Below are 25026 nucleotides of genomic sequence, written 5' to 3'. Positions count from 1 at the left end.
TTTAACTTTTTTATAAAATCTTTGAAACCCTTGATATATAAGGATTTTTTACTAGAAAGGGGACAGACCTCAACAGAAGGAATCATCTCTGAATGAGGTCGCCCTGCCCTTTACGAGAGAATCACTATTTGATGACGTCGCCTTACCCATTACGCGAGATCACTATTGGAGAAGTCTGGCTAACGAGCAGAAGCTAGATTTTTTGGGAACCCTTATGGAGATAGAATAACAGTTGAATAAGCTGGCAGACTAATCGTTTTTCCTGTTTTCACCTTTTTCGACGTCTCAAAATACACATTCTTGTACGAGCGATCTTCTTTTGAGAGCTTTAGAGACTTCGCTTTTCCAGTCATATTTGTAAGGACAAGCAAGCTCTTTTGATTAAGAACACGTTTAAACGTAATGAGTCCATCCACTGTATAATTCGTATCTTGGAGCTCACCATCCATCAAAATTGGACTTGAGCGGCGGGCATAGATCAAGTTTTTGTACCAATTGTACATAGAATTCGGATCTTTTTCTTCTACATTCAGAGCTATCTTGCCTGTATCGTTTACTCCTGTCGGCTCCCAAGACGTCGTGGTTTTATCATTTGGATCAGATGACCAAATAAACGGCTCACGTTTGGCCTCATCGGGTCCGCTTCCCTGCATGCCGATCTCCTCGCCATAATAAATAAACGGGTTGCCTGGCAGCGTCAATAGAAGTGATGCCGCCATTTTGGCATCATTCACATTATCATTCAACTGACTCATGGTTCGGTCCATGTCATGGTTCGTAATAAATGTTGAATCCTTAAAATCAGAATTTTGCTTGGCATACAATGATCGGATGGCCTCAAGCCTCGATACCAAGCCGTTATCTGATTCCGATTTTGCCGCATCAAGAATCTGAGTCGACAAGTCAAAATTAAATCCCGAAGTAAGAGCACTCTTCAAATAAGGAGCGATAACAGTTGGGTCATCCCATACCTCCCCTACTAGGTATGTTTTCGGATTCACCTGTTTCATCGCATCATAGAACTCAGTCCACCATTGGGCATTTTTTTCTGCGGCGTCGGGATACTGCCAGTTTGAATAAATATGCATCGCCGCATCTAAACGATAGCCGTCAACACCATCATTCTTCAGCCAATATTGACCAATCTTAATCACTTGCTGACGGACAACTGGATTGTCATAGTTAAGGTCTGGCATACTCTTATCAAAGACCCCTTCATAGACCTGATCTCCATTAGTCTGCCAAACCTGCTCCCCCCAGTCTCCCTGCTGATCTAGGCTATCGGCAGGCTTTTTCCAAATATAATAGTTCTTATAAGTCGGATCATCAGCGAGCGCCTTCTTGAACCACGGATTTTGATCACTTGTATGGTTAACAACGAGGTCAAGAAGCACTTTTATTCCCATTTGATGGGCCTTGCTCACCAAATTCTTCAAATCAGCTTCGGTACCGAAATCCGGATTGATTTTATAATAGTCGGTCACATCATAGCCATGATAAGAAGGTGATTCAAAGATCGGTGTTAACCAAATCCCTTGTACACCCAGCTTTTTTAGGTATGATAGCTTTTCAGTGATTCCCTTCAAATCGCCAATGCCATCCCCATTGCTGTCCGCGAAAGATCGCACAAAAATCTCATAGTAAATATCATGTGATGAATTAGGAGCAAAATCCGTTTCAGTAAAAACTGGTGCCTTAACCGCTGCCGCTTGAGCCCCCTTCGATTTGGGTGCTGACTGAGAAGCACCCGTCGCACAACCCGTCAACATGACGAGCGACAAACAAATGGAAAAACAAGCTGTCCATAGTCTCTTTTTCATATCGAAAACTCCCCCTCCCCCTTTAATAGTCTATCGGCCATTCCGCTTATAATAATCATCTTCAATGTGATCCTTATACAAATACCCTCCGCACCTCGGGCATTTCGCCATTCCTAAAGAGTTAACCTTCCTATGACATGAGGCACAGATCACCCGCTTTTCACCGTACAGTCGTTTCACAAAAACCGCGAACACCAGCCAAAAGACCAACAACACTCCCATAAAAATCAGGACATCTTCACCCAAGTTCATAGAATCACCTCTTTTAAAAAAGTTTATGAGCTAAACCCTCGTGAAAAGCTATTCTTATAGGAAACTCCGGGCACTCCCCCCGGCAAATTAACACCTATCCGAGAAGGTTGGCCTTTTATCCGGTAAGGTCCACTGGAACCCCGGCAAATTGGCACCCTTTCCAAGAAGGTCCGCCAATTATCCGAGAAGGTTGGTGAAAAATCCGAGAAGGTCCGCTAAAAATCCGAAAAGGTCGACTATTTATCCAAGAAGGTCCACTGCCCCCCCTGACAGATTGGCACCCTTTCCAAGAAGGTCCGCCAATTATCCGAGAAGGTTGGCGAAAAATCCGAGAAGGTCCTCAAAAAATCCGAAAAGGTCGACTATTTATCCGAGAAGGTCCACTGGAACCCCGGCTGATTAGCACCCTTTCCAAGAAGGTCCGCCAATTATCCGAGAAGGTTGGCGAAAAATCTGAGAAGGTCCGCCAATTATCCGAGAAGGTTGGTGAAAAATCTGAGAAGGTCCGCTAAAAATCCGAAAAGGTCGACTATTTATCCAAGAAGGTCCACTGCCCCCCCTGGCAGATTGGCACCCTTTCCGAAAAGGTCATCCAATTTATACAAAAAGCTACTCTGCCCCCCAGCAGGTTAGCGCCGAACCATCTGTTTGTTTACTAGATTCTAATTAACCTTTAGTTAAGCCAGTCGATAGATTCTTGTCTCGAAAGGATTCAATGTGAGGGACTTTGGAAGTCCGGTTTTTATTGGACTGTAATTGCTTAAAAGAAGTTCTGCTTGTTCACTCACTAATTCTTTTGGCAAGTTTACCTTTGCATCTTCATTAAACAGGTTGCATAAAACCAAGACCGTTTCATCATTGAACTTTCTTGTGTAGGCATAGACAAAGTCATGGTTTTCTAAAACAAGGTCATAGGAACCATAAACTAGAACCGCATTGTCTTTTCTTAAATCGATCAGTGATTTGTAGAAGTGATAGACTGAATCTGGATTGGTCAATTCAGTTGCAACATTGATAGTCTGATAGTTAGGATTGACCGTCATCCAAGGCTTTCCTGTTGTAAATCCGGCTTGGGCAGCGTCCGACCACTGCATAGGTGTTCGGGAGTTATCACGGCCATTTTTCCAGATCACTTTCATAATATCAAGGTGAGACTTGCCTTCCTCCCGCTCACTTTTGTACATGTTCTTAATGGCTACATCATTGTAGTCATCAATAGAATCAAATTGAACGTTCGTCATCCCAATTTCTTGACCTTGATAAATAAATGGGGTGCCTTGCATGAGAAAGTATAGGGCTGCCAAGGATTTAGCGGACTTCTCCCTATATTCTCCATCATCCCCCCATGTTGACACCGATCGGGGCTGATCGTGATTCTCTAGGAAAAGTGCATTCCAGCCCTTTCCATCCAGACTTTTTTGCCATTTCGTGAATATTTTTTTCAAGGCGTGGATGTCCAAGCCGCCTTCAGCACTCTTTCCCCAGAGACCAAGATGCTCAAATTGGAAGATCATGTTAAATATGCCGTTCTCTTCGCCCACCCACTCATCTGCTTCTTCAATTTTGACGCCGTTCGCTTCCCCGACCGTCATGATGTCATAGCGTGCAAACGTATGCTCTTTGAGTTCTTTTAAAAACGCCTGAATGCCAGGACGGTTCATGTGTCCATCAAAGGACGGGACATATTTTTTCTTGTTAGGGTTGGGAAGATCAGGAAAGCCGGCTTCTTTCTTGATATGGGAAATCGCATCCACTCGGAAACCATCAATCCCCTTATCTAGCCACCAATTAATCATGTCATAGAGTTCATGACGCACCGTCTGATTTTCCCAATTGAGGTCAGGTTGTTTGGTTGAAAAGACATGCAAGAAATACTCATCGGTCGCTTCATCGTATTTCCAAGCAGACCCACCAAAAATAGACTCCCAATTGTTCGGTTCCTTACCCGCTTTTCCCTTTTTCCAAATATAGTAGTCACGGTAAGGATTTTCTTTAGAGGAACGCGACTCGACAAACCAAGGATGCTCATCCGAAGTGTGATTAATAACAAGATCAAGAATGAGTTTCATGCCGCGCTTGTGAACTTCACTTAAAAGTTCGTCAAAATCAGCCATCGTCCCAAATTCAGCCATAATACCTTTGTAATCACTGATATCATAACCGTTATCATCATTTGGCGAGTTAAAAATCGGACAAATCCAAATGACATCGATCCCAAGATTCTTAACGTAATCCAGTTTAGAAATAATACCTTGTATATCCCCGATTCCATCCCCATTAGAATCCATAAAACTCCGCGGATAGATTTGGTAGGCAATTGCTTCTTTCCACCATTGATGCTTCATACATATGCCCCTTTACTATAGACCTGTTCTTTTTTAATACGAATACCCTGCTTAATGAAAAAACTTTTTGTGCAAGCGTTAGCACAAATCGACAAAATAAAATCCTCACAACCCTTTGCCACTAAGTCAATCCGTCACTCGCTAAGGGGTGAAGCCCTTTTAAAAAATAAAAATTAGTTGTTAGGTGAGGGATTCTCCACGCTAAGCCATAAAATTTTAACCAAACCTCTTCATGTTTAAAAAGTTGTGACACTAAAACTATAAAACGTTTTGATTGAACAAGTCAAATCATTTTTGTAAGCGTATAATTTTTTTTGGAAACGTTTAACCTATTTGGGGGAACTTAATTGACAAACGATTCAATCAGAATTAGAATCAATTTTAGTGAGTCTTCATCTGATAGGAAATGATTTTCGTTTATTTTTGTGTCAATCCATGCAACCGTTTGCAAAGGAATCTGATTAAGCCGAATTTTATGATTTTTGCTCTCTAAAATTTGTCATCTAAGACAAGAAAAATGCCTTAATTCCTCAAATGGTGTCACCGTTTTAAAGCATCAGCAGGTTGTTTGGCTTTATGATAAAGGAGGAAATAAAATGGCTGTCACTATAAAAGATGTCGCAAAGCTTGCCAATGTTAACCCATCAACGGTCTCTCGTGTTATTGCTAACAGCTCAAGGATCAGTGAGAAAACCAAGAGAACGGTTCGAGAAGCGATGGAACAATTAGGCTATTATCCGAACCATCATGCTCGAAGTCTAGCTAATCAAAGTGCTCAGACCATTGGCATTGTGCTCCCCGGTTCTGGAGGGGAACTCTTTCAAAACCCATTCTTCCCTCAGGTCATTCAGGGGATCAGTAAAGAAGCACATGCTAACCATTATGGTATTTATATGACAACAGGTATTACAAAAGAAGAAATTCGGGCTGAAGTCCTTAGCATGGTTCACGGGCGCCGCGTCGATGGACTGATTCTGTTATACTCTCGAATTGGCGACGAGTTAGTTGATTTGCTAATCAAACTAAGATTTCCTTTTGTCCTTATCGGTAAGCCTTATATCAATGAAAACCAAATTACTCATGTAGATAATGATAATATACAAGCCGCCATTGAAGCGACCCAATATCTGATTAACTTAGGACATACTAAATGTGCGTTTATAGGGGGGGCTCCTGAGCTTGTGGTGACAACGGACCGGCTAAATGGTTATAAACAAGCCCTCACGCAAGCTGGTCTTCCTATTAGAGATGAATATATTGTCCACCAAGATTTCCTTCAAGAAGGCGGACGGCAAGCCGGGCAATTGCTGATGTCAATGGAAGATCCCCCTACCGGTTTAATTGTGGCGGACGATATCATGGCTCTTGGGATTATGAGTTCCCTCACAGAAATCTCAGTTCGAGTCCCTGAAGACATCTCGTTAATCAGCTTTAATAACTTGCTAATTTCCGAGTATTGTTCCCCACCGCTAACCTCTGTCGAAATCAATATTTTTCAGCTTGGGAGCAGTGCCACGGATGCCCTCTTCCAGCTTATCAAAGAAACCGAATTACCCACTAATCGTTTTATTATCCCTCATGAAATTATTGAGAGAGCCTCCTGCGCACCTCCCAAAACAAAATAATAAAACCATATACAGATTAAAAGGCAAAGTCAATCGACTTGCCTTTTTCTTTTGCCGCAATTAGAGCGTGGGGACAGACCCCGGCAATAAGGTGCTCTTGCAGGTGGCGTCTGTCCCCATGGTTATTTTCATCAATTTGCAATGAATTAAAGCTGAACTCTTTTCAAGCAGCACAGAAAGGCGTAAAATATATTTTGATTTCCGAAATGTTAGGTTTCCGAAGTATTTACAATTTAATGGAAAGAAGGGTTATGTCTTGCAGCATGAACGAGCAGCGAAACAGAATCTGATCATCATGTGGTTTGCCAACTTTTTTATAGGCGGCAGCATGACCATGGTGATTCCCTTTCTCTCGCTCTATATTCAGACACTTGGTCACCATACGCCTGAATATGTTCAGCGATGGTCGGGGTGGGTATTTGCGATTACATTTGTCATGGCCTTTATTGCTTCACCCATTTGGGGACGGTTTGGCGATCGCCATGGGCGAAAAAAGATACTTGTGATTGCCGCTTTTGGCCTTGCCGTGTCTGTTTTCTTAATGGGCTTTGTCACATCCGTCTTTCAGTTATTTTTACTCCGTTTCCTCATGGGGATCTTTACCGGTTTCATCTCCATGTCACAGGCTCTTATATCAACCCAAACGCCAAGGCATCTAGCCGGACGTGTTCTCGGTACCCTGCAAACAGGAAATGTGGCGGGAACCTTGCTTGGTCCAATGCTTGCTGGATTACTTGCCGATTCGGTTGGATTTAAGATGACGTTCCATTTTACAGCTATTACTCTATTAATTGCCGCTTTCTTTGTTTTATTCGGTGTTAAGGAATTTCGCCTCGAAGAAAAAACAGGTAAGCAAAAGAATTATTCCACCAAAGAAGTCCTTGCTCATATTATTACCAACCCGATGCTGACCATGATTATGGTGGTCGCCTTATTCGTCCAAATTGCCAACTTCAGTATTCAGCCCATCCTTGCTCTCTACGTCAGTCATCTTCACGGACCTGAAAATTTGGCTTTCTTCTCGGGACTCGCCTTTTCTGCAGCCGGCTTAGGGAATCTTCTGTTTGCTCGAAACTGGGGAAAACTTGGCGATAAAATCGGCTATCAAAAAATTCTCGTCATCCTTATTTTGTTATCGGGCATCGTCTATTTGCCTGGCGCGTTTGTCACATCCATATGGCAGCTCGTTATTATCCGCTTCTTCCTTGGAATTACAATCGGCGGTGTACTGCCTGTCCTGGTCGCCTTTATTCGCCAGGTTACCCCGCTTGCCATGCAAGGAGAGGTCATGGGTTATAACACAAGCGTTCGTTTTCTCGGGAACATCATCGGCCCATCCCTCGGCGGTTTTATTTCGAGTCTCTATGGAATCTCTAATGTGTTTTTTGTAACTAGTGCCTTACTTGTTTTAAGTGGCATAGCTTTATTGGTCGCTATTTTTAAAGAGAAACATAATCACCCCCTTTCAGACAGACATGCCAAAAATGCCTAAACCGTGCTGCTACAGATAATATAATCTTTAATTTGTTTGAGGGTGTCCCAAAAGACTTATTTTTGAGGGCGCCCTCTCATTTATTAAATAAGGAGTGAGTGACTCACCGTGTGAATCCTCGATGAATAGCCTGAAAATCTATTTTATTAAGCAAAAATTGGGGGTGATTAGGATTAACCCCTTTTTTTAGTGCTTCTTACATTCCAGAAAATCTTTTAATACGTTTGCATGGTTATAGAAAGTTTCCTTTGAAGCATAAACGAGTGTAACGGTCTCATGAACTAATTTTTCCCGAATAAACGCCAAGGGTTTTCCTTTTTCTGGATCGGTTCTTAACTCTTGAATATATTGTTCTCGAAATGCATCAAACCGCTCAGGCTTATGGGCAAACGTTTTACGAAGAGTTGGACTTGGAGCGACTTGCTTAAGCCATACATCGCACTTTGCTTTCTCCTTGGTTACCCCTCTTGGCCATAATCGGTCAACAAGAATGCGTATACCATCCTTCTCCTCAGCCTCTTCATAAACTCTTTTTATTTTTAAATCCAAATTAACCCACCCTAAATTTCGATCATTTTACTCTTTGCAACCATGAGAACATATATGTTTTTTGATTTCAACTGTCGAAGTTATCTGCATGTTGTCATTTCCTGGGGAATAGTTTCCTGTTTATTCGACTTTTTCCGCTCAACCACACTAAAACATAGGCCTTTTACTTGAAAATCAATCCTTGACGAACAAACTAAATTTACCTATAATTTAATCCATTAAAGTTCTATGTACGCCAATTCCATACGCAATGCAAAGATTGGGATTAGTAAGTCTTTTCAGGTGATTAGAGAGTACACCCTTGGCTGAAAGGTGCACCACTGATGGAGGATCGAACCTGCCCATGAGCAGTTAGGCAAACCTAACCGTTTCCCACGATACGGGCTTAAGATCAGACATTCGTTCTAAGAATTTCTGAAAAAAGGTGGTACCACGGCTCCTCCGTCCTTTTATAGGATGGAGGAGTTTTTATTTTACTTTAAACACAAAGTGAGGCGTAAAAAAAATGGGACGTCAAAGAATTGTCGTAAAAATAGGCAGTAGTTCATTGACTGATGAACATGGACAGTTATCGGAAAGCAAACTGACGGAACACGTCGCTGCCTTGTCGGCATTAAGAAAAGCGGGTCATGAGCTTCTCTTAATCACATCTGGTGCCGTTGCAGCCGGCTTCTCGGCTCTTGGTTATCCCTCTCGCCCCGTCACAATTTCTGGTAAACAAGCAGCCGCGGCAGTTGGACAAAGCTTGTTGATGCAGCACTACTCCGACCAGTTTCGCTCCCATGGTTTATTGACCGCTCAGCTCTTACTCACTCGACATGATTTTTCCATTCAAGATCAATACACCAATGCCTTTAACACTCTATCGGAACTTTTAAGGCGGGGTGTCGTTCCAATTATTAATGAAAATGATTCCGTCGCGATTGAGGAACTCACATTTGGTGATAACGACCGATTGTCTGCTCTAGTCAGCGGCCTAGTTCATGCCGATTGGCTCATTATTCTCACAGATATAAATGGCCTATATTCTAAAGACCCAAGAAAGTCAGCCGCTGCTGAGCGCCTTTCATTTTTACCCGAAATTACAGAAAAGGAGCTTGCCTTAGCAGGTGATGCGGTTTCGAAAGTCGGGACAGGCGGTATGCGTTCCAAGATTGAAGCCTCTAAGACCGCCTTGCATCTTGGGGTCCCTTCGTTTATCGGAACGGGCTCAGGACCTGAGAAGCTGCTCAAAGTCCTCGAGGGAAAAGGCGATGGCACATATGTTGGTTCCTCTCCTCATGCCTTGCCCTTAAAAAATAAAAAGCAGTGGATTCAGCTTCACTCAGAGGTTTCCGGCCAAGTTGTGGTAGACAACGGTGCCGCTGACGCTCTCTTAGACAAAGGAAAAAGTTTGCTTCCTGCAGGAGTTGTAGAAGTGCGCGGCCACTTCCATGAAGGCCAAGTCGTCGAGGTCCTAACCCACGCGGGGCAATTAATCGGCAAAGGACAAGTCACCTTATCCGCCGAAGACTTAAAACGCATAAAAGGCAAACACAGCCAAGCAATCAAACACCACTCCCCCCACCACCGACCAGAAGTCATCCACAGAGACCATTGGGTACCCACTCAATGAAACGCTGTGAAACGCGGGGAAATGCGGGGACGGTTCTCTCGTTCCACTTGAAACGCGGGGAAACGCGGGGACGGTTCTCTCGTTCCACTTACACTAATTGAGCAGACCATTTGCGAAGCTACCCTATAAACTGAGAGGAGATTAAACAAATGACTGATTTATATGAAAAGGCAGCCCTTGTTAAACAGGCAGCCGCAACACTCGCTTTAGCTTCAACCAAGGAGAAGAATGAGGCTTTGTTAAAAATGGCGGATCAATTAATGAAGGAATCCCCCTATCTTCTAGAAGAAAACCAAAAGGATTTGGCCTTGGCAAAGAGTCAGGGGGTTCAAGACCACATGATAGATCGTCTTACACTCACAGAAACAAGACTTATGGAAATGGCAGAGGGCCTAAAACAGGTAGCGGAACTCCCTGACCCTATTGGTGAAACGCTCGAGGAGTGGGATCGCCCTAATGGTTTGCACATTCGAAAGATCAGAGTACCATTAGGAGTTATTGGCATGATTTACGAAGCGCGGCCCAATGTAACCGTTGATGCCACAAGCCTTTGTCTTAAAACGGGAAATGCTGTGCTGCTAAGAGGCAGCTCTTCAGCCATTCATTCGAATAAAGCCATTGTCTCAGTCCTTCATCGTGCGCTTCATCAATCTGACCTTCCCTCTGAGGCGGTCCAACTTTTAGAAGATACTTCACGTGACACGGCTGCCCAGATGTTCAAACTGAATCACTATTTAGATGTACTCATTCCACGAGGAGGAGCGTCTCTTATTCAATCCGTTGTGCAGCAAGCCACCGTTCCAGTTCTAGAAACCGGGGTGGGCAATTGCCATATCTATATTGATGAAACTGCCAAACCTGAAATAGCCGTTTCCATTGCTGTCAATGCCAAAACCCATCGTCCCTCTGTTTGTAATGCAGCCGAAACGATTTTAGTCCATGAAAAATGGGCAGCCAAACATCTTCCTAAATTAATCCAAGCTTTAAAAGATAAACAGGTGGAGATTCATGCTGATGAGGCGGCACGTGTTTTTGATCCTAGCCTTATGCCAGCAAATGAGAATGACTGGGCAACCGAATATCTCGATTTAATCGTTGCACTTCGACTGGTAAGTAATCTTGATGAAGCCATCTCTCATATCCAAACTTATGGGACCAAGCATTCGGAAGCCATCATTTCTGAAGATGAAAAAGAGGTACAGGCTTTCTTTAACAGAGTAGACGCCGCCGTTCTCTACCACAATGCCTCCACACGCTTCACTGACGGTTATGAATTTGGATTTGGAGCCGAAATCGGCATCAGTACACAAAAATTACACGCTCGCGGACCAATGGGGCTCCCTGCCCTCACCTCTACCAAATACGTGATTAACGGGAATGGGCAAGTTAGAAATTGATGCATTCCCGATTGGGCACACTTGCTTGGGGGCGGCGCTGGACCTTCTCGGATTTTGCGCTGACCTTCTAGGATTTTTGGTGGACCTTCTTAGATTCTTGAGTAACCTTCTCGGATTTTTCTTCTACCTTCTCGGATTGGGCACACTTGCTTGGGGGCGGCGCTGGACTTTCTTGGATTTTGCGCCGACCTTCTTGGATTTTTGCTGGACCTTCTATGATTTTTGAGTAACCTTCTCAGATTTTTCTTCTACCTTCTAGGATTGGGCACGCTTGTTTGGGTGCGGCGCTGGACTTTCTTGGATTTTGCGCCGACCTTCTTGGATTTTTGCTGGACCTTCTCGGATTTTTGAGTAACCTTCTCAGATTTTTCTTCTACCTTCTCGGATTGGGCACGCTTGCTTGGGGGCGGCGATGGAACTTCTCGGATTTTGCGCCGACCTTCTTGGATTTTTGCTGGACCTTCTCGGATTTTTGAGTAACCTTCTCAGATTTTTCTTCTACCTTCTCGGATTGGGCACGCTTGCTTGGGGGCGGCGCTGGAACTTCTCGGATTTTGCGCTGACCTTCTAGGATTTTTGGTGGACCTTCTTAGATTTTTGAGTAACCTTCTCGGATTTTTCTTCTACCTTCTCGGATCACGCACGCTTGCTTGGGGGCGGCGATGGACCTTCTTGGATTTTGCGCCGACCTTCTTGGATTTTTGGTGGACCTTCTTAGATTTTTGAGTAACCTTCTCGGATTTTTCTTCTACCTTCTAGGATCACGCACGCTTGTTTGGGGGCGGCGCTGGACTTTCTTGGATTTTGCGCCGACCTTCTTGGATTTTTGCTGGACCTTCTCGGATTTTTGAGTAACCTTCTCAGATTTTTCTTCTACCTTCTCGGATTGGGCACGCTTGCTTGGGGGCGGCGCTGGAACTTCTCGGATTTTGCGCCGACCTTCTTGGATTTTTGCTGGACCTTCTCGGATTTTTGAGTAACCTTCTCAGATTTTTCTTCTACCTTCTCGGATTGGGCACACTTGCTTGGGGGCGGCGCCGGACCTTCTCGGATTTTGCGCCGACCTTCTAGGATTTTTGGTGGACCTTCTTAGATTTTTGAGTAACCTTCTCGGATTTTTCTTCTACCTTCTAGGATTGGACACGCTTGTTTGGGGGCGGAGCCGGACCTTCTCGGATTTTGCGCCGACCTTCTATGATTTTTGGTGGACCTTCTTAGATTTTTGAGTAACCTTCTCGGATTTTTCTTCTACCTTCTAGGATTGGACACGCTTGTTTGGGGGCGGCGCTGGAACTTCTTCGATTTTGCGCCGATCTTCTATGATTTTTGGTGGACCTTCTTGGATTTTTGAGTAACCTTCTCAGATTTTCCTTCTACCTTCTCGGATCACGTCCACCTACTTAAGGGCGGCGCTGGACTTTCTTGGATTTTGCGCCGACCTTCTAGGATTTTTGCTGGACCTTCTAGGATTTTTGAGTAACCTTCTCAGATTTTCCTTCTACCTTCTAGGATCACGCACGCTTGCTTGGGGGCGGCGCTGGACCTTCTCGGATTTTGCGCCGACCTTCTATGATTTTTGAGTAACCTTCTCAGATTTTCCTTCTACCTTCTAGGATCACGCACGCTTGCTTGGGGGCGGCGCTGGACTTTCTCGGATTTTGCGCCGACCTTCTCGGATTTTTGGCTAGCCTTCTATGACTTTTGAGTAACCTTCTCGGATTTTTCTTCTACCTTCTCGGATCACGTCCACCTACTTAAGGGCGGCGCTGGACCTTCTCGGATTTTGCGCCGGCAATTGATTGAAATCGCATTCATCCTTAACTTTTGTCTAACCTTGTCTAAATTTCTTTAAATCCTTCAAATAATATGGAAATTTTGAGTTGCCTTCTTTTCATTAATACATTAAAGTAAAACTCATAGAAATCTCTGCCGTCATTAATTTTCCTTAATAGGTGCTCTAATAATTTGATTATTTCTAGGGGAATTTAAAAGAGAGATTTAATGTAACGGAGAGTGACAAAATGTTTATTAGGGGGAAAAATGATGAAAAAAAGCTTTTCTTTAGTGATGGCTCTCCTCATCATGTCAGTTATCATGCTGGCTGGCTGTGGGACAAGCAGTAATAATGGGAGTTCCAGCACAAAATCAGAAAAAACGCTGCATGTTGTAACAGATGCTTCTTATGCGCCATTTGAAAATATGGATAATGGTAAAATGGTGGGCTTTGATGTTGATATTATGAACGCTGTTGCAAAGGATGCTGGTTACAAAGTTAAGATGGATAATGTAGGTTGGGATGCAGCCTTCGCAGCACTTGAAGGAAACAACGCTGACGCTGGTATTTCGGCAATCACTATAAACAATGACCGCAAACAAACCTATGATTTTTCACTTCCTTACTTCCAATCTAAAAATGAAATCTTAATTAAAGACGGTAGCACCATCAGCAGCGGTAAGGATCTAAAAGGAAAAACGATTGCCGTCCAAAACGCAACAACTGGTCAAACGATTGCTGAAGGAATCCTCGGTAAAAACAGTTCTAAGATCAAGAAATTTGATACGACACCGCTTGCCATTCAAGAAATGCTCAACAATGGGGCAGATGCAGTAGTAGCAGACAGCGGGGTTGTCCAGGCTTACGTCAAGAATAACCCAGATCAGAAGCTCAAAATTGTAGACGATCCAAGCTTCCCAAGTGAATATTACGGTATCATGTTCCCTAAAGGCAGCAAGCTTGTACCTGCATTTAATAAAGCCATTAAGAAAATCATCTCTGATGGCACGTATGCGAAGATCTATAAAGCTAATTTCGGCAAAGATCCAGACCTGGCTCAAATCAAAGCTGAACAAGCAAAAGCTGAATAGATAAAATGGTAAAACCGGATTGCGTAACCTTGTTCAGAGCAAGTGTTACGCAATTTAACTTTAAAGCCCGTCAAAATCCCCCTTATTTTTTCCTTTTTAGGGAATTTATTGTAGACAGTTACGTTTTTTGAATGGGCTTCTAGATTGGAGGTTCTAACATGAATTTTAGATGGGACATCATCGCAGCTTATGCCCCGTTTTTTCTTAAGGGAACACTTTTAACGATCGGTCTCTCTCTTGCTGGTATCTTTTTTGGAACTATTTTAGGGTTGCTGATTGGTCTTGGAAAAATAATGCGCAATAAATGGCTTGCTTTCCCGTTCAGTCTTTATATTACGATCTTTCGTGGGACGCCTTTATTTGTGCAAATTTTAATCATTCATTTCGGTTTTGTCCCGCTCATCATTGGTAAAACCAACTCCATTTTTGCGGGTATCCTTTCTCTCTCTTTGAATTCTGCTGCTTATACCGCAGAAATCTTTCGTGCCGGCATTCAGTCCATCGACAAAGGACAGATGGAAGCCTCGCGTTCTCTCGGAATGAGTCACGTTCAAGCCATGCGCCATGTTATTTTGCCACAGGCTTTTAAACGTATGATTCCGCCGCTTGGAAATGAATTTATTGTTTTGATTAAAGACTCCTCTCTCTTGGCTATCATTGCCTGTCAAGAGATCATGTATTGGGGACGAGCGATGCAAGGTCAATATTACCGCGTATGGGAGCCTTACTTCACAGCCGCTGCCATTTATCTTGTCTTAACTTATTCCATGAGCTTGCTGTTAAATTATCTTGAAAGAAGGTTGGCTACCGAATGATTCGTGTTGAAAACTTAAAAAAGGCCTTCGGTGACCACGTTGTTTTGAAAGATATTAATGTCCAGATTAAACCGCAAGAGGTCGTCGTCGTGATCGGCCCATCCGGTTCCGGAAAATCTACCTTTTTGCGTTGTATTAATCTTCTAGAATCCATTACCGATGGCCATATTTATATAGAAGATGTTGATATTTCCGATAAGAAAACTAATATCGACAAAATTCGCGAAGAAGTCGGCATGGTGTTTCAGCATTTTAATCTATTTCCTCATAAGACCGTGCTTGAAAATATCACCTTGTCACCGAAAATTGTCCGGAAGATCAAGCCGGATGCCGCAAAGAAAAAAGCACTTGAATTGCTTGGAAAGGTTGGATTGGCCGATAAAGCCAATGTCTATCCCGCCTCATTATCTGGGGGACAAAAGCAGCGTGTGGCGATCGCTCGTGCCTTAGCAATGGAACCTAAAATCATGCTTTTTGATGAACCTACCTCCGCTCTTGACCCGGAAATGGTCGGAGAGGTTCTCGAAGTTATGAAGAATCTTGCCAAAGAAGGCATGACTATGATTGTGGTAACCCACGAAATGGGATTTGCCCGTGAAGTAGGCGACCGTGTTCTTTTTATGGACGGCGGTTATATTGTTGAAGAAAATATCCCCTCTGAGATTTTTTCTAATCCGCAAAATGAACGGACAATATCTTTCTTAAGCAAAGTACTCTAGGCATCCACTTATGTGAGCATCACGAAACCGCCGTCCAATTGGGGCAGGCGGTTTTCGTACGCTTAAGACTTTTTAAATTCTATACTTCCTCTCTCCTGTTACCCCACACTCATTAGCTTGGGTCCCCATCTTTTTAATCTATTATTCCCATTCGCGAAAACTGTCGAATCGCCTCGTTTTATGTCACGTTAATTCTCTTTCATTCCCTCAAGCCGTCCTATATAATCTAATCTATAATATGTATTTTTTTGTAAGATTTGGTGACTAATATAGACATATTCGCCATTTTCTTCATTTATCTTGAGGATATGAATGAACTGATTTAAAAGTCACCCTTTTCATAAATAAGCTGGCCAATCGACTCCGAGGGCTGTCTGATTGACGAAGAGGGCCTGCTCGAAATTCTTATAAATAAGAAGGTAGAATGACATGGTTAAAGTAACGGTTGCAATACCGATCTATAATGCGGCACGCCATTTAAAAGTCACACTTGATTCTTTGGTCCATCAGACTTTGCCACATAAGGATTTCGAAGTCATTTGTGTCAATGATTGCTCAACAGATCATAGCGAAGAGGTTGTTAAAAGCTTTTATCCTCTGCTCCCTAACCTCAAATTAATCAATCGCAAAGAAAATTCTGGCGGACCGATGACTCCAAGAAATGATGCTATTGAGGCAGCGCAAGGCGACTACCTCCTATTTTTGGATAATGATGATTTTCTTGGAGAGGAATCTTTAGAGCGGTTGTACAATCAGGCTGTACGCAATCGTTCTGACGTTATTTACGGCAGATATGTGGGCGTCAATGGGAGAAAAATTCCAAGGTCCATGTTCAAAAAGGGAAATTTGCTGAAAGCTGATCTTATAAAAGATAGATTGGTTTGGAGTTTAGCTCCACATAAAATGTATCGCGTCGGTCTGTTAAGAGACAATGGACTTCGCTTTCACCCAAAAGCAGTGGTTGGCGAAGATCAGCTTTTTACAATGCAGTGCTATATTAAATCGAAGGTCATTACCGTTTTAAACGATTACGACTACTATTATGTGGTTAAAAGAGGGGATGAGAATCTCAGTCTTAAGTATTTTCCCGCTGAACAGTTTTTTTTCTCATTCAATCATTTAATGGCATATATGAATGAACACATAGCCGATGACGTTCTTAGGAGAAAACTCAAGATCGAATACTTAAACCGCTTCTTTAAAGCAAGCCGGCTCAGGAAGTATCTTCTAACGAAATCGGTTCTCAACCATGCAGAAAAGAAATTGTGGCTTAACGAGGCAAAAAAATTTATTGAGACTCATGTCGTAGACGTTTTGCCACATCTTGATTTGAACCACCGCGTTTTCGCTGGACTTGCTTTAGAAAATAATTTGGCTACTTTGAAAAAAGCATATTCAAAAGTGGAACAAGTGACCCCACAGGATGTCTCTCGGATAGAAGATGGGAAGATTTATGCCCGTTTTATTGGTGTTAATAAAAAAAATAACATGCCTTATGATGTTGAACTGGTTGTGAACTCTTGGAATATCTCTAACCTCGTTCTTGACCAATTTCAGTTAACGGAAACAACTTTGACCATCGAGGGGCAGTTTTTTCAAAGCTTGTTGTCCGGTTATAAAATGGATTATGAATTGACCTTTATCCACCGTGGATCTAATGAACACTATTCATTCCCATCCATGCCTTCAATCAGCAAAAATGGTTTTAAATTTACCATCGACTATAATGACCTTTTTAAACGAGAATCTCTTAGTGGTTCTTGGGATTTATATGTCGAAGCCAAACTGAACGGCTATACAAATCGCTGCCGGCTTTGCTCGAAGCCATTCGAAATAATTGCTGAGAAGGCCTTTACACAAAGGCCACTAAACAGAAGATATATGATTAAGCCATTTTGGACGACACCAGACGGACAGCTTAGCCTAGAGGTGAAAGATGCTTAATAAACTCAAGAAACGATTAAGAAAAGAATGGCGAAAGCACCAGGAGTTTAAGATAAAAATAAGAAGAGCAAGTGTTACAACTTACGCGCGCCCCTCTGAAAAAGCATTGGTCGTCCAGCACTATACTAAAGGACAAAACATGCGTGCCTACCCTAGCGTCAAAGGATGGTTTGAACTCCGACCGGTTGACACCGATGGGATCATGAACACCGAATTTATCCGAACACAGGATGTCCGCCTCGACTCCCTATTTAACAACATCCTAAAAGTTATAATGACACAAAGAAAAGGCTAATACATGATTATTTATGTAAACCATGCACTCACCCAGGTCAGTGCATGGTTTTCGTGTTGGATTGGGGTGCTTGTCTTGTGGGCGGGCGGCGCTGGACCTTCTTGGATTTTTGCTGGACCTTCTTGGATTTTTGATTAACCTTTTAGGATTTTTGAGGAACCTTCTCAGATTTTTCCTCAACCTTCTTGGATGAGGCCCGCCTGCCTATGGGCGGGGCCGGACCTTCTCGGATTTTGCGCCGACCTTCTTGGATTTTTGACAAACCTTTTAGGATTTTTGAGGAACCTTCTCAGATTTTTCCTCAACCTTCTTGGATGTGCCCCGCCTGCTTATGGGCGGGGCCGGACCTTCTCGGATTTTGCGCCGAACTTCTTGGATTTTTGACTAACCTTTTAGGATTTTTGAGGAACCTTCTCAGATTTTTCCTCAACCTTCTTGGATGGGGCCCGCCTGCCTATGGGCGGGGCTGGACCTTCTCGGATTTTGCGCCGACCTTCTTGGATTTTTGCAGGACCTTTTAGGATTTTTGACTAACCTTCTCAGATTTTTCCTCAGCCTTCTTGGATGAGGCCCGCCTGCCTATGGGCGGGGCTGGACCTTCTCGGATTTTGCGCCGACCTTCTTGGATTTTTGACTAACCTTTTAGGATTTTTGAGTAACCTTCTCAGATTTTTCCTCAACCTTCTTGGATGGGGACCGCCTGCTTATGGGCGGCGCTGGACCTTCTCGGATTTTGCGCCGACCTTCTTGGATTTTTGACAAACCTTTTAGGATTTTTGAGGAACCTTCTCAGATTTTTCCTCAACTTTCTTGGATGGGTCCAGCCTGCTTATGGGCGGCGCTGGATCTTCTCGGATTTTGCGCCAACCTACTCGGATTTTTGCAGGACCTTCTTGGATTTTTGAGTAACCTTCTCAGATTTTTCTTCTACCTTCTAGGATCACGTCCACCTACTTATGGGCGGGGCTGGACCTTCTCGGATTTTGAGCCGACCTTCTTGGATTTTTGACTAACCTTTTAGGATTTTTGACTAACCTTCTCAGATTTTTCCTCAACCTTCTTGGATTAGGCCCGCCTACTTAATGGTGGGGCCGGGCCTCCTGCTCAAACCCGGCGCCACCATTTCAACGGCCAGAAATCTTCAACTTGTTTCGAAGAGTGTTTGGTAACCATAGGACAGACAATTTAAGTAGTATGCTGTTCATGGTATTGTCACTTTTTCAGCCTGAACAATTTCCATTATTTGTCGTCCTTTCATTTGACACAAATAATACGATACCTTTACCTTTGTTATTTTTTACTCATCCCCTACCCTTCTATAGGTGCAACAAGTTTTTTGAAATTATTTTTAAAGAAAAAGGACTAAAAGGATTTAATGTTACGATGAGGGGGTAAACTGAGAACACGACATGGGTAACAAAAAATCGATTAACCAAACATGGCTCTTACATATCAGTTTGATTTTTTCCCGCAAATGGAGGCCCTTTACCTTATAAGCGGATGTTCAGCCGATTTAATCATGGCTTAATTGGGACATATAATATAAAACAGCCAACACTCCTGTTCGTTAATCGAGAAGTCGTTTTCTCGCTAAATACCCCTTCAGAAACAATTACCCGATCTTGTTTGGTCCAAGCAGTGTGGCCATAGGATCGAAAATTCTTCAAAGAAGGTTGGATTTCAATGGTTAAAGTTTCTGTAGCAATTCCTATTTATAATGCATCACGCCATGTCAAAGTAACGCTTGATTCCTTAGTGAATCAAACGATGAGTTATGATGACTTTGAAATATTATGTATTAATGATTGTTCGACAGATAATAGTGAAGAGGTTATTAAAAGTTTCGAGAAGCAATTACCCAATCTAAAATTGATCAATCGAACCGAAAACTCAGGTGGACCGATGATTCCAAGAAATGATGCGATCGAGGCCGCTCATGGGGAATACATCTTATTCTTAGACAATGATGATTTCTTAGGGGAAGAAACACTTGAACGGTTTTATAATAAGGCCAAAGCTTATCATTCTGATGTGATATACGGGCGCTATGTCGGTGTTAATGGACGCAAGGTGCCACAATCGATGTTCAAAAAAGGCAATCTGCCTCAAGCAGATATTGTAAAGGACAACTTGGTGATGGGGCTCGCCCCACATAAAATGTACCGGTTAGGGTTATTGCGTGAGCATGGACTTACATTTCATCCAAAAGCGGTTGTCGGTGAGGATCAGCTCTTTACGATGCAATGCTTCATTGAATCTAAAGTGATCACCGTGCTTAGCGATTATGACTATTACTATGTGGTCAAACGCGGTGATGAAAACCTGAGTCTTAAATATTTTCCAGCCGAGCAATTTTTCTTCGCCTTTTATCGGATTATGGAATACATTAACGAGCGCGTTCAATCTGAAGAGCGAAAGAGAGAACTCCGAATTGCCTATTTAAATCGGTTCTTTAGGGCCAGCCGACTCCGAAAATACTTATTAACGAATTCCGTTTTAAATGATGAGCAAAAAAAATTATGGCTTGCGGAAGCCCAGAAATTTATTGATACACATGTTTCTGATATAAAAGACGAACTTAATCCTGAGTATCACTATTTCATTCAATTGGTGCAAGAGAATGACCTGGAGAAGCTTCTTTTCATCCACCGTCACCTAGAGAATCTGACGGCAAACGATGTCTCACGGATCGAAAATGGTCAACTCTTTGCTCGTTTTGTGAAAAATGAGGATAAGCGTGAGTTTGATGTTGAAGTGAATGTCACTCATAAAAATAAGTCTAAAGTCCTTTTGAGTGGATTATCCTTTGGCCAAGCATTCTTTCAACTAGAGGGTTTCTTTCCACAACCTTTGTTAACCAATTATAAGCTGTCCTATCATCTCATTGCTGTTCATAGAGAAACGGGTTTTGAATGCCCTTTTCCTTCAGAACCAACTGATCGAGAAGGCAGCTTCCGATTTACTGTGAACTATCTGGATTTGCTTATTAAAGATATACTTATCGGTCCTTGGGATTTCTTTGTTGAGGCTAAAGCGGATTCCTATGTTTCTCGGCGCCGCCTGGGATCACATCGTTCAGTAGATATCGAGCTCGATCCTCCAATTGAAGGCGTGGAGTTATTAGGTAAAACCTTCACTTTCAAACCTTATTGGACAACTCCTCGCAACAATCTGAGTCTTGACATAAAAAAATGGGATTGACTAATTTAGATTTCAAAAAATCAAGTTTGCACGTGATAGCTTGAATCAACCTACTTTATGTAATCTGATCTTTATCGGGAGTGATTGACATGCTAAAAATGAAAACCAAAAAGAATGATGTTATCACCTATGCACGCCCATCACGTAATGCTTTAGTCGTGAATCGCTATCCAAAAGGAACCGAATTAACCCTTTATCCAAGCGTCAAAGGCTGGTACGAGTTACGTCCCGTTGATTTTGATGGCATTATGAACACAGAATTTATTCGTGCAGAAGATGTTGGGATTGAATCCCGATTCCAGTTATTTACTAAAAAACTAAAAGGATTTACAAAATCAAGGCTAGCCGGCCATCACTAAAGCGCTGGGCATTTGATCTGCTGCTATGGAACTCGGAAGTCATCTAAGAACCCCTTATTACGGTGATCTGTGCTGCGCCGCCCGTGGAGCGGAGTGGCAGCCTTGACAGAATGACCGTAGTCCACGCACCAATTCCGAAGAAAAGCACATGGCTTCCTTGCTTATAAAAATAGACTTACTTACTTTTAAAAGGCTGTCGAATCCATTTCGACAGCCTTTTTACTATTTTTCTAAAACGATCAGGGAGGAGCGCACAGCACTGACTTTTGTGAGCGCCATGTTCTCAAAGCAAAGCCCAGTGTTATTTTACCTCATCTAAAAAACGGTCTAAGGCATTTTGCCAGTCTGGCAGTTCCTCAAATCCATTTAATCTAAGGGCCATGTGGTCGAAAGCAGAATTCTTCGGACGCCGGGCGGGGCGCGGGAATTCTTCTGTGGTTACAGGGACCACGTCGATTGAAATGCCCTTCTTCTCGAAGATAGTCTTAGCAAATTCGTACCACGTGCAGACTCCTGAGTTCGAAACATGATAGGTTCCAAATTGGCTGGTTTCAATCATCTTCAATAGGCAATTGGCCAAATCAACCGTGTAGGTCGGGCAGCCGCGCTGATCATGGACCACTTTTAATTGTGGCTGCGTCTCTGCAAGCCTAAGCATTGTTTTTACAAAGTTGCCTCCATGGGCTCCGAATACCCAAGAAGTTCTGGCGATAAAAAAGCGGGAATGGAGCTCACGCACAAATTGCTCTCCGGCATGCTTTGACTTCCCGTAAACTCCAAGCGGTGAGGTCGCTTCGAATTCATTATAAGGTTGGTCGGATTCGCCATTAAACACATAATCGGTGCTCATGTAAACGAGCTTTGCCTCTACGGCTTCAGAGGCCGCCGCCATGTTCCGCGTACCATAGGCGTTTACTAGAAAAGCCCCTTCCACATCCGATTCCGCTTGGTCGACAGCCGTATAAGCCGCCGAGTGGATGACGACCTCTGGACGCAGTGCTTCTAAACATCGCCAAACATCGTTACTGTTCGTGATATCCAAATCTTCACGTCCTAGTCCGATGACCTCATGGCCCGCTTCCGTAAATAAGCGGACCACGTCCTGTCCTAATTGACCTTTAGCGCCCGTTACCAGTACCTTAGCCATTCGTTTTCTCTCCTTGAGCCCCGCTTGGAATTTCGACTAATCCGGCGCCTTTTTTACCGTATTGATTTTCGTAATAGGCCATGTAATCCCCTGACTTAATTCGGCGCCACCAATCTTCGTTATCTAAATACCATTGGATCGTTTCTGTAATTCCGGTCTCAAAAGTATATTTTGGTTTCCAGCCGAGTTCTGTCTCAATTTTCGCCGGGTCAATGGCATAGCGGCGGTCGTGCCCGAGACGATCCTCGACATACTTGATTAAATCGCGGGACTTTCCTAACCGATCCACAATGAGCTCGACAATTTCAATGTTTTGCTTTTCATTATGGCCGCCGACGTTATACACTTCGCCAGGGCGTCCTTTATGAATAACTAGATCAATAGCGGCACAGTGATCATAGACATGGAGCCAATCACGCACATTTTTCCCATCCCCATACACAGGCAGCGCCTTTCCTTCTAAAGCATTCGTGATCATTAAAGGAATAAGCTTTTCAGGAAAATGATAGGGCCCATAGTTATTTGAACAGCGGGTGATATTCACATTCATTCCATAGGTTTCGTGATACGCTCTGACTAGTAGGTCAGCCGATGCCTTACTTGCCGAATAAGGGCTGTTTGGCGCAAGCGGGGTTTCTTCAGTAAAATACCCTTCCTCCCCGAGTGAACCATACACTTCATCCGTGGACACTTGAAGATATTTAGAAATCTTTAAGTCGCGAGCAACGTCCAGCAAGACGCTTGTTCCAAGGACATTTGTTTTAATAAAAACAGAAGGATCCGTAATGCTTCGATCCACATGGGACTCTGCTGCAAAGTTCACGATTGTATCGATCTGATGAGTTTTCACCACATGCTCAATTAATTCCCGATTGGTAATGCTGCCTTTGACAAAGGTATAATTCGGATGATCTTCCACATCTTTAAGATTTTCTAAATTCCCTGCATAGGTCAGCAAATCGAGGTTCACGATTTGGTCTTCAGGGTGCTTGTCCAAATAATAATGGATGAAATTACTTGCAATAAAACCTGCGCCACCTGTGACTAACAGCTTCATTGGACTCCCTCTTTCCAAACAAAGTTATGCTCAGCTTCCCTGATTCCCGCGTGCTTAGTATCCTTCTCAGAAAGAATCGGATTGCTCACCGGCCACTCAATTCCAATCTCTGGATCATTCCAAAGAATGCCTCGGTCATTTTCCTGAGAATAAAATTCATCCACCTTATAGAACACATTCGTATCTGGAACTAAGGTACAAAAACCATGAGCGAAACCTTTTGGAACCAATAACTGTCGCTTGTTGTGCTCACTTAAGATAAACCCTTGCCACTTTCCAAAAGTCGGGGATCCTTTTCTGATATCCACAATCACATCATAGATGGCACCTGTTAAAACACGAATCAACTTTGTTTGCGCCTTAGGATTGAGTTGATAATGAAGGCCTCTTAACACCCCAGCTTCCCGAGATAAGGACTGATTATCTTGAACGAATTGATAGCTGATTCCGTTCTCTTTATAGAGGTTGTCATTATAACTTTCCATGAAAAATCCCCGGTGGTCCCCAAAGCTTTGAGGCTCAATTAATAAGGCTTCGTCAAAAATGGTTGTCATGACCTTCATGAATAGACCCCTCCCATGTCTCGTGGTCTGCTCGCCACTTGGAGCAAATAGGCCCCATAATTATTTTTCTTTAAAGGTTCCGCTAAAGCGATTAATTGCTCGCGGGTTATGTATCCTTTTCGATAAGCAATCTCTTCAAGACAGGCCACTTTCAGACTTTGTCTTTTTTCTATCGTTTCAATAAAATTAGAGGCATCTAACAGAGACTCGTGAGTTCCTGTGTCGAGCCAGGCAAAGCCGCGCCCAAGCAATTCTACATTTAAAGACTCTTTTCTCAGGTAAGCCTCATTGACTGATGTAATCTCAAGCTCGCCGCGTTCAGATGGTTGAATATTTTTCGCAATTTCAACCACTTCATTGTCATAAAAATAGAGCCCTGTAACCGCGTAGGTTGATTTCGGCTGCTTTGGTTTTTCCTCGATAGAAATTGCCTTTCCTGATGAATCAAATTCGACGACCCCAAAGCGTTCGGGGTCTTTCACGTTGTATCCAAACACCGTAGCACCACTCGAACGATTGGCTGCTTTCGTCAAAAGATCAGTAAAACCGTGGCCATAGAATATGTTATCACCCAAAATGAGAGCAACAGACTCTTCGCCTATAAAGTCCTCACCGATTAAAAATGCTTGAGCGAGCCCATCAGGTGAAGGCTGAACCGCATAAGACAGGTGAATCCCTAATTCCTCTCCTGTCCCTAACAATTGCTCAAAACGCGGGGTATCTTGTGGTGTTGAAATTATTAAAATGTCGCGAATACCGGCTAACATCAAAATGGAAATCGGATAATAAATCATTGGCTTATCATAGACTGGTAGTAATTGTTTAGACACCGACCGTGTAAGCGGGTAAAGACGCGTGCCGCTTCCTCCAGCCAAAATAATCCCTTTCATAGAACGACTCCTTTTTGCTTTCTGCTTTAAATGTCATTAGTTGGACATCCTTCTTTATTTTAACCAAATTTTGCCG

19 protein-coding genes are annotated in these 25026 nt (G+C 43.1%); 12 read left to right on the top strand and 7 right to left on the bottom strand.

Translation table 11 applies throughout. The annotated features are described in order from the left end of the window. Positions 1-212: 212 nt before the first annotated feature. Both PU629_RS02110 and PU629_RS02105 read right to left on the bottom strand, forming a co-directional pair. Positions 213-1820 carry an alpha-amylase family glycosyl hydrolase gene (locus PU629_RS02110; RefSeq protein ID WP_275282616.1) on the bottom strand — a complete coding sequence of 536 codons (1608 nt, stop codon included), beginning with the start codon at positions 1818-1820 and terminating at the stop codon, positions 213-215. A 929-nt stretch (positions 1821-2749) separates the two neighbouring features. Continuing rightward, positions 2750-4417 (bottom strand): glycoside hydrolase family 13 protein, encoded by a 1668-nt coding sequence (locus PU629_RS02105; RefSeq protein WP_275282615.1) that lies wholly within the window; start codon positions 4415-4417, stop codon positions 2750-2752. Between the two features lie 596 nt (positions 4418-5013). Here PU629_RS02105 and PU629_RS02100 point away from each other — a divergent pair. Together PU629_RS02100 and PU629_RS02095 are read left to right on the top strand one after the other, a co-directional pair. Then, positions 5014-6042 carry a LacI family DNA-binding transcriptional regulator gene (locus PU629_RS02100; protein ID WP_275282614.1) on the top strand — a complete coding sequence of 343 codons (1029 nt, stop codon included), beginning with the start codon at positions 5014-5016 and terminating at the stop codon, positions 6040-6042. A gap of 256 nt (positions 6043-6298) precedes the next feature. After that, a complete protein-coding gene (locus PU629_RS02095; protein ID WP_275282613.1) occupies positions 6299-7534 on the top strand; it encodes an MFS transporter in 1236 nt (411 codons plus the stop codon). Positions 7535-7720: 186 nt separating this feature from the next. On the opposite strand, the gene PU629_RS02090 is transcribed toward PU629_RS02095, so the two are convergent. Then, the gene (locus PU629_RS02090) at positions 7721-8083 is read right to left on the bottom strand and encodes a DUF488 domain-containing protein (protein WP_275282612.1); all 363 of its coding nucleotides are present in this window, start codon (positions 8081-8083) and stop codon (positions 7721-7723) included. A 505-nt stretch (positions 8084-8588) separates the two neighbouring features. Here PU629_RS02090 and proB point away from each other — a divergent pair. The 10 genes from proB (at position 8589) to PU629_RS02040 (ending at position 21293) form a co-directional block, all read left to right on the top strand. Then, positions 8589-9698 carry a glutamate 5-kinase gene (proB, locus tag PU629_RS02085; RefSeq protein ID WP_275282611.1) on the top strand — a complete coding sequence of 370 codons (1110 nt, stop codon included), beginning with the start codon at positions 8589-8591 and terminating at the stop codon, positions 9696-9698. Positions 9699-9847: 149 nt separating this feature from the next. Beyond that, a complete protein-coding gene (locus PU629_RS02080) occupies positions 9848-11095 on the top strand; it encodes a glutamate-5-semialdehyde dehydrogenase (RefSeq protein WP_275282610.1) in 1248 nt (415 codons plus the stop codon). Between the two features lie 412 nt (positions 11096-11507). Then, the gene (locus PU629_RS02075) at positions 11508-11666 is read left to right on the top strand and encodes a hypothetical protein (protein ID WP_275282609.1); all 159 of its coding nucleotides are present in this window, start codon (positions 11508-11510) and stop codon (positions 11664-11666) included. 1472 nt (positions 11667-13138) lie between these two features. Continuing rightward, entirely contained in the window at positions 13139-13960 is an 822-nt protein-coding gene (locus PU629_RS02070; RefSeq protein ID WP_275282608.1) for a basic amino acid ABC transporter substrate-binding protein, read from the top strand. A gap of 158 nt (positions 13961-14118) precedes the next feature. Further along, complete coding sequence (locus PU629_RS02065) at positions 14119-14775, top strand: amino acid ABC transporter permease (RefSeq protein WP_275282607.1); 657 nt, start codon at positions 14119-14121, stop codon at positions 14773-14775. Next, positions 14772-15494 (top strand): amino acid ABC transporter ATP-binding protein, encoded by a 723-nt coding sequence (locus tag PU629_RS02060; RefSeq protein ID WP_275282606.1) that lies wholly within the window; start codon positions 14772-14774, stop codon positions 15492-15494. Before PU629_RS02065 ends, PU629_RS02060 begins: the two co-directional genes overlap by 4 nt. 429 nt (positions 15495-15923) lie before the next feature. Continuing rightward, positions 15924-17438, top strand: coding sequence for a glycosyltransferase (locus tag PU629_RS02055; protein WP_275282605.1), 1515 nt, complete (start codon positions 15924-15926; stop codon positions 17436-17438). Further along, the gene (locus PU629_RS02050; protein WP_275282604.1) at positions 17431-17733 is read left to right on the top strand and encodes a hypothetical protein; all 303 of its coding nucleotides are present in this window, start codon (positions 17431-17433) and stop codon (positions 17731-17733) included. Before PU629_RS02055 ends, PU629_RS02050 begins: the two co-directional genes overlap by 8 nt. A gap of 1683 nt (positions 17734-19416) precedes the next feature. Beyond that, positions 19417-20934 carry a glycosyltransferase family 2 protein gene (locus PU629_RS02045; protein WP_275282603.1) on the top strand — a complete coding sequence of 506 codons (1518 nt, stop codon included), beginning with the start codon at positions 19417-19419 and terminating at the stop codon, positions 20932-20934. Between the two features lie 89 nt (positions 20935-21023). Beyond that, positions 21024-21293: a hypothetical protein gene (locus PU629_RS02040; protein WP_275282602.1), complete on the top strand. Its 270-nt coding sequence runs from the start codon at positions 21024-21026 to the stop codon at positions 21291-21293. A gap of 301 nt (positions 21294-21594) precedes the next feature. On the opposite strand, the gene rfbD is transcribed toward PU629_RS02040, so the two are convergent. Genes rfbD through rfbA form a run of 4 tightly spaced genes read right to left on the bottom strand, consistent with a single transcriptional unit; the run spans position 21595 to position 24950 of the window. Next, entirely contained in the window at positions 21595-22440 is an 846-nt protein-coding gene (gene rfbD, locus PU629_RS02035; RefSeq protein ID WP_275282601.1) for a dTDP-4-dehydrorhamnose reductase, read from the bottom strand. Continuing rightward, positions 22433-23497: a dTDP-glucose 4,6-dehydratase gene (gene rfbB / locus PU629_RS02030; RefSeq protein ID WP_275282600.1), complete on the bottom strand. Its 1065-nt coding sequence runs from the start codon at positions 23495-23497 to the stop codon at positions 22433-22435. The genes rfbD and rfbB overlap by 8 nt, the downstream gene beginning before the upstream one ends. After that, positions 23494-24060 carry a dTDP-4-dehydrorhamnose 3,5-epimerase gene (gene rfbC / locus PU629_RS02025; RefSeq protein ID WP_275282599.1) on the bottom strand — a complete coding sequence of 189 codons (567 nt, stop codon included), beginning with the start codon at positions 24058-24060 and terminating at the stop codon, positions 23494-23496. Before rfbC ends, rfbB begins: the two co-directional genes overlap by 4 nt. Continuing rightward, positions 24057-24950: a glucose-1-phosphate thymidylyltransferase RfbA gene (gene rfbA, locus PU629_RS02020; RefSeq protein WP_275282598.1), complete on the bottom strand. Its 894-nt coding sequence runs from the start codon at positions 24948-24950 to the stop codon at positions 24057-24059. The genes rfbC and rfbA overlap by 4 nt, the downstream gene beginning before the upstream one ends. Between the last annotated feature and the right edge of the window lie 76 nt (positions 24951-25026).

The sequence above is a fragment of the Pullulanibacillus sp. KACC 23026 genome, from assembly GCF_029094525.1.
In the GTDB taxonomy this organism is placed as follows: Bacteria; Bacillota; Bacilli; order Bacillales; family Sporolactobacillaceae; genus KACC-23026.
This window is presented reverse-complemented; position numbering and strand designations above follow the sequence as displayed.

What these genes read in the sequence shown, in the direction of transcription:
- PU629_RS02110 (WP_275282616.1), bottom strand. Translation starts at nt 1,820, where the DNA reads ATGAAAAAGAGACTATGGACAGCTTGTTTTTCCATTTGTTTGTCGCTC.
- PU629_RS02105 (WP_275282615.1), bottom strand. Translation starts at nt 4,417, where the DNA reads ATGAAGCATCAATGGTGGAAAGAAGCAATTGCCTACCAAATCTATCCG.
- PU629_RS02100 (WP_275282614.1), top strand. Translation starts at nt 5,014, where the DNA reads ATGGCTGTCACTATAAAAGATGTCGCAAAGCTTGCCAATGTTAACCCA.
- proB (WP_275282611.1), top strand. Translation starts at nt 8,589, where the DNA reads ATGGGACGTCAAAGAATTGTCGTAAAAATAGGCAGTAGTTCATTGACT.
- PU629_RS02080 (WP_275282610.1), top strand. Translation starts at nt 9,848, where the DNA reads ATGACTGATTTATATGAAAAGGCAGCCCTTGTTAAACAGGCAGCCGCA.
- PU629_RS02075 (WP_275282609.1), top strand. Translation starts at nt 11,508, where the DNA reads ATGGAACTTCTCGGATTTTGCGCCGACCTTCTTGGATTTTTGCTGGAC.
- PU629_RS02070 (WP_275282608.1), top strand. Translation starts at nt 13,139, where the DNA reads ATGAAAAAAAGCTTTTCTTTAGTGATGGCTCTCCTCATCATGTCAGTT.
- PU629_RS02065 (WP_275282607.1), top strand. Translation starts at nt 14,119, where the DNA reads ATGAATTTTAGATGGGACATCATCGCAGCTTATGCCCCGTTTTTTCTT.
- PU629_RS02060 (WP_275282606.1), top strand. Translation starts at nt 14,772, where the DNA reads ATGATTCGTGTTGAAAACTTAAAAAAGGCCTTCGGTGACCACGTTGTT.
- PU629_RS02055 (WP_275282605.1), top strand. Translation starts at nt 15,924, where the DNA reads ATGGTTAAAGTAACGGTTGCAATACCGATCTATAATGCGGCACGCCAT.
- PU629_RS02050 (WP_275282604.1), top strand. Translation starts at nt 17,431, where the DNA reads ATGCTTAATAAACTCAAGAAACGATTAAGAAAAGAATGGCGAAAGCAC.
- PU629_RS02045 (WP_275282603.1), top strand. Translation starts at nt 19,417, where the DNA reads ATGGTTAAAGTTTCTGTAGCAATTCCTATTTATAATGCATCACGCCAT.
- PU629_RS02040 (WP_275282602.1), top strand. Translation starts at nt 21,024, where the DNA reads ATGCTAAAAATGAAAACCAAAAAGAATGATGTTATCACCTATGCACGC.
- rfbD (WP_275282601.1), bottom strand. Translation starts at nt 22,440, where the DNA reads ATGGCTAAGGTACTGGTAACGGGCGCTAAAGGTCAATTAGGACAGGAC.
- rfbB (WP_275282600.1), bottom strand. Translation starts at nt 23,497, where the DNA reads ATGAAGCTGTTAGTCACAGGTGGCGCAGGTTTTATTGCAAGTAATTTC.
- rfbC (WP_275282599.1), bottom strand. Translation starts at nt 24,060, where the DNA reads ATGAAGGTCATGACAACCATTTTTGACGAAGCCTTATTAATTGAGCCT.
- rfbA (WP_275282598.1), bottom strand. Translation starts at nt 24,950, where the DNA reads ATGAAAGGGATTATTTTGGCTGGAGGAAGCGGCACGCGTCTTTACCCG.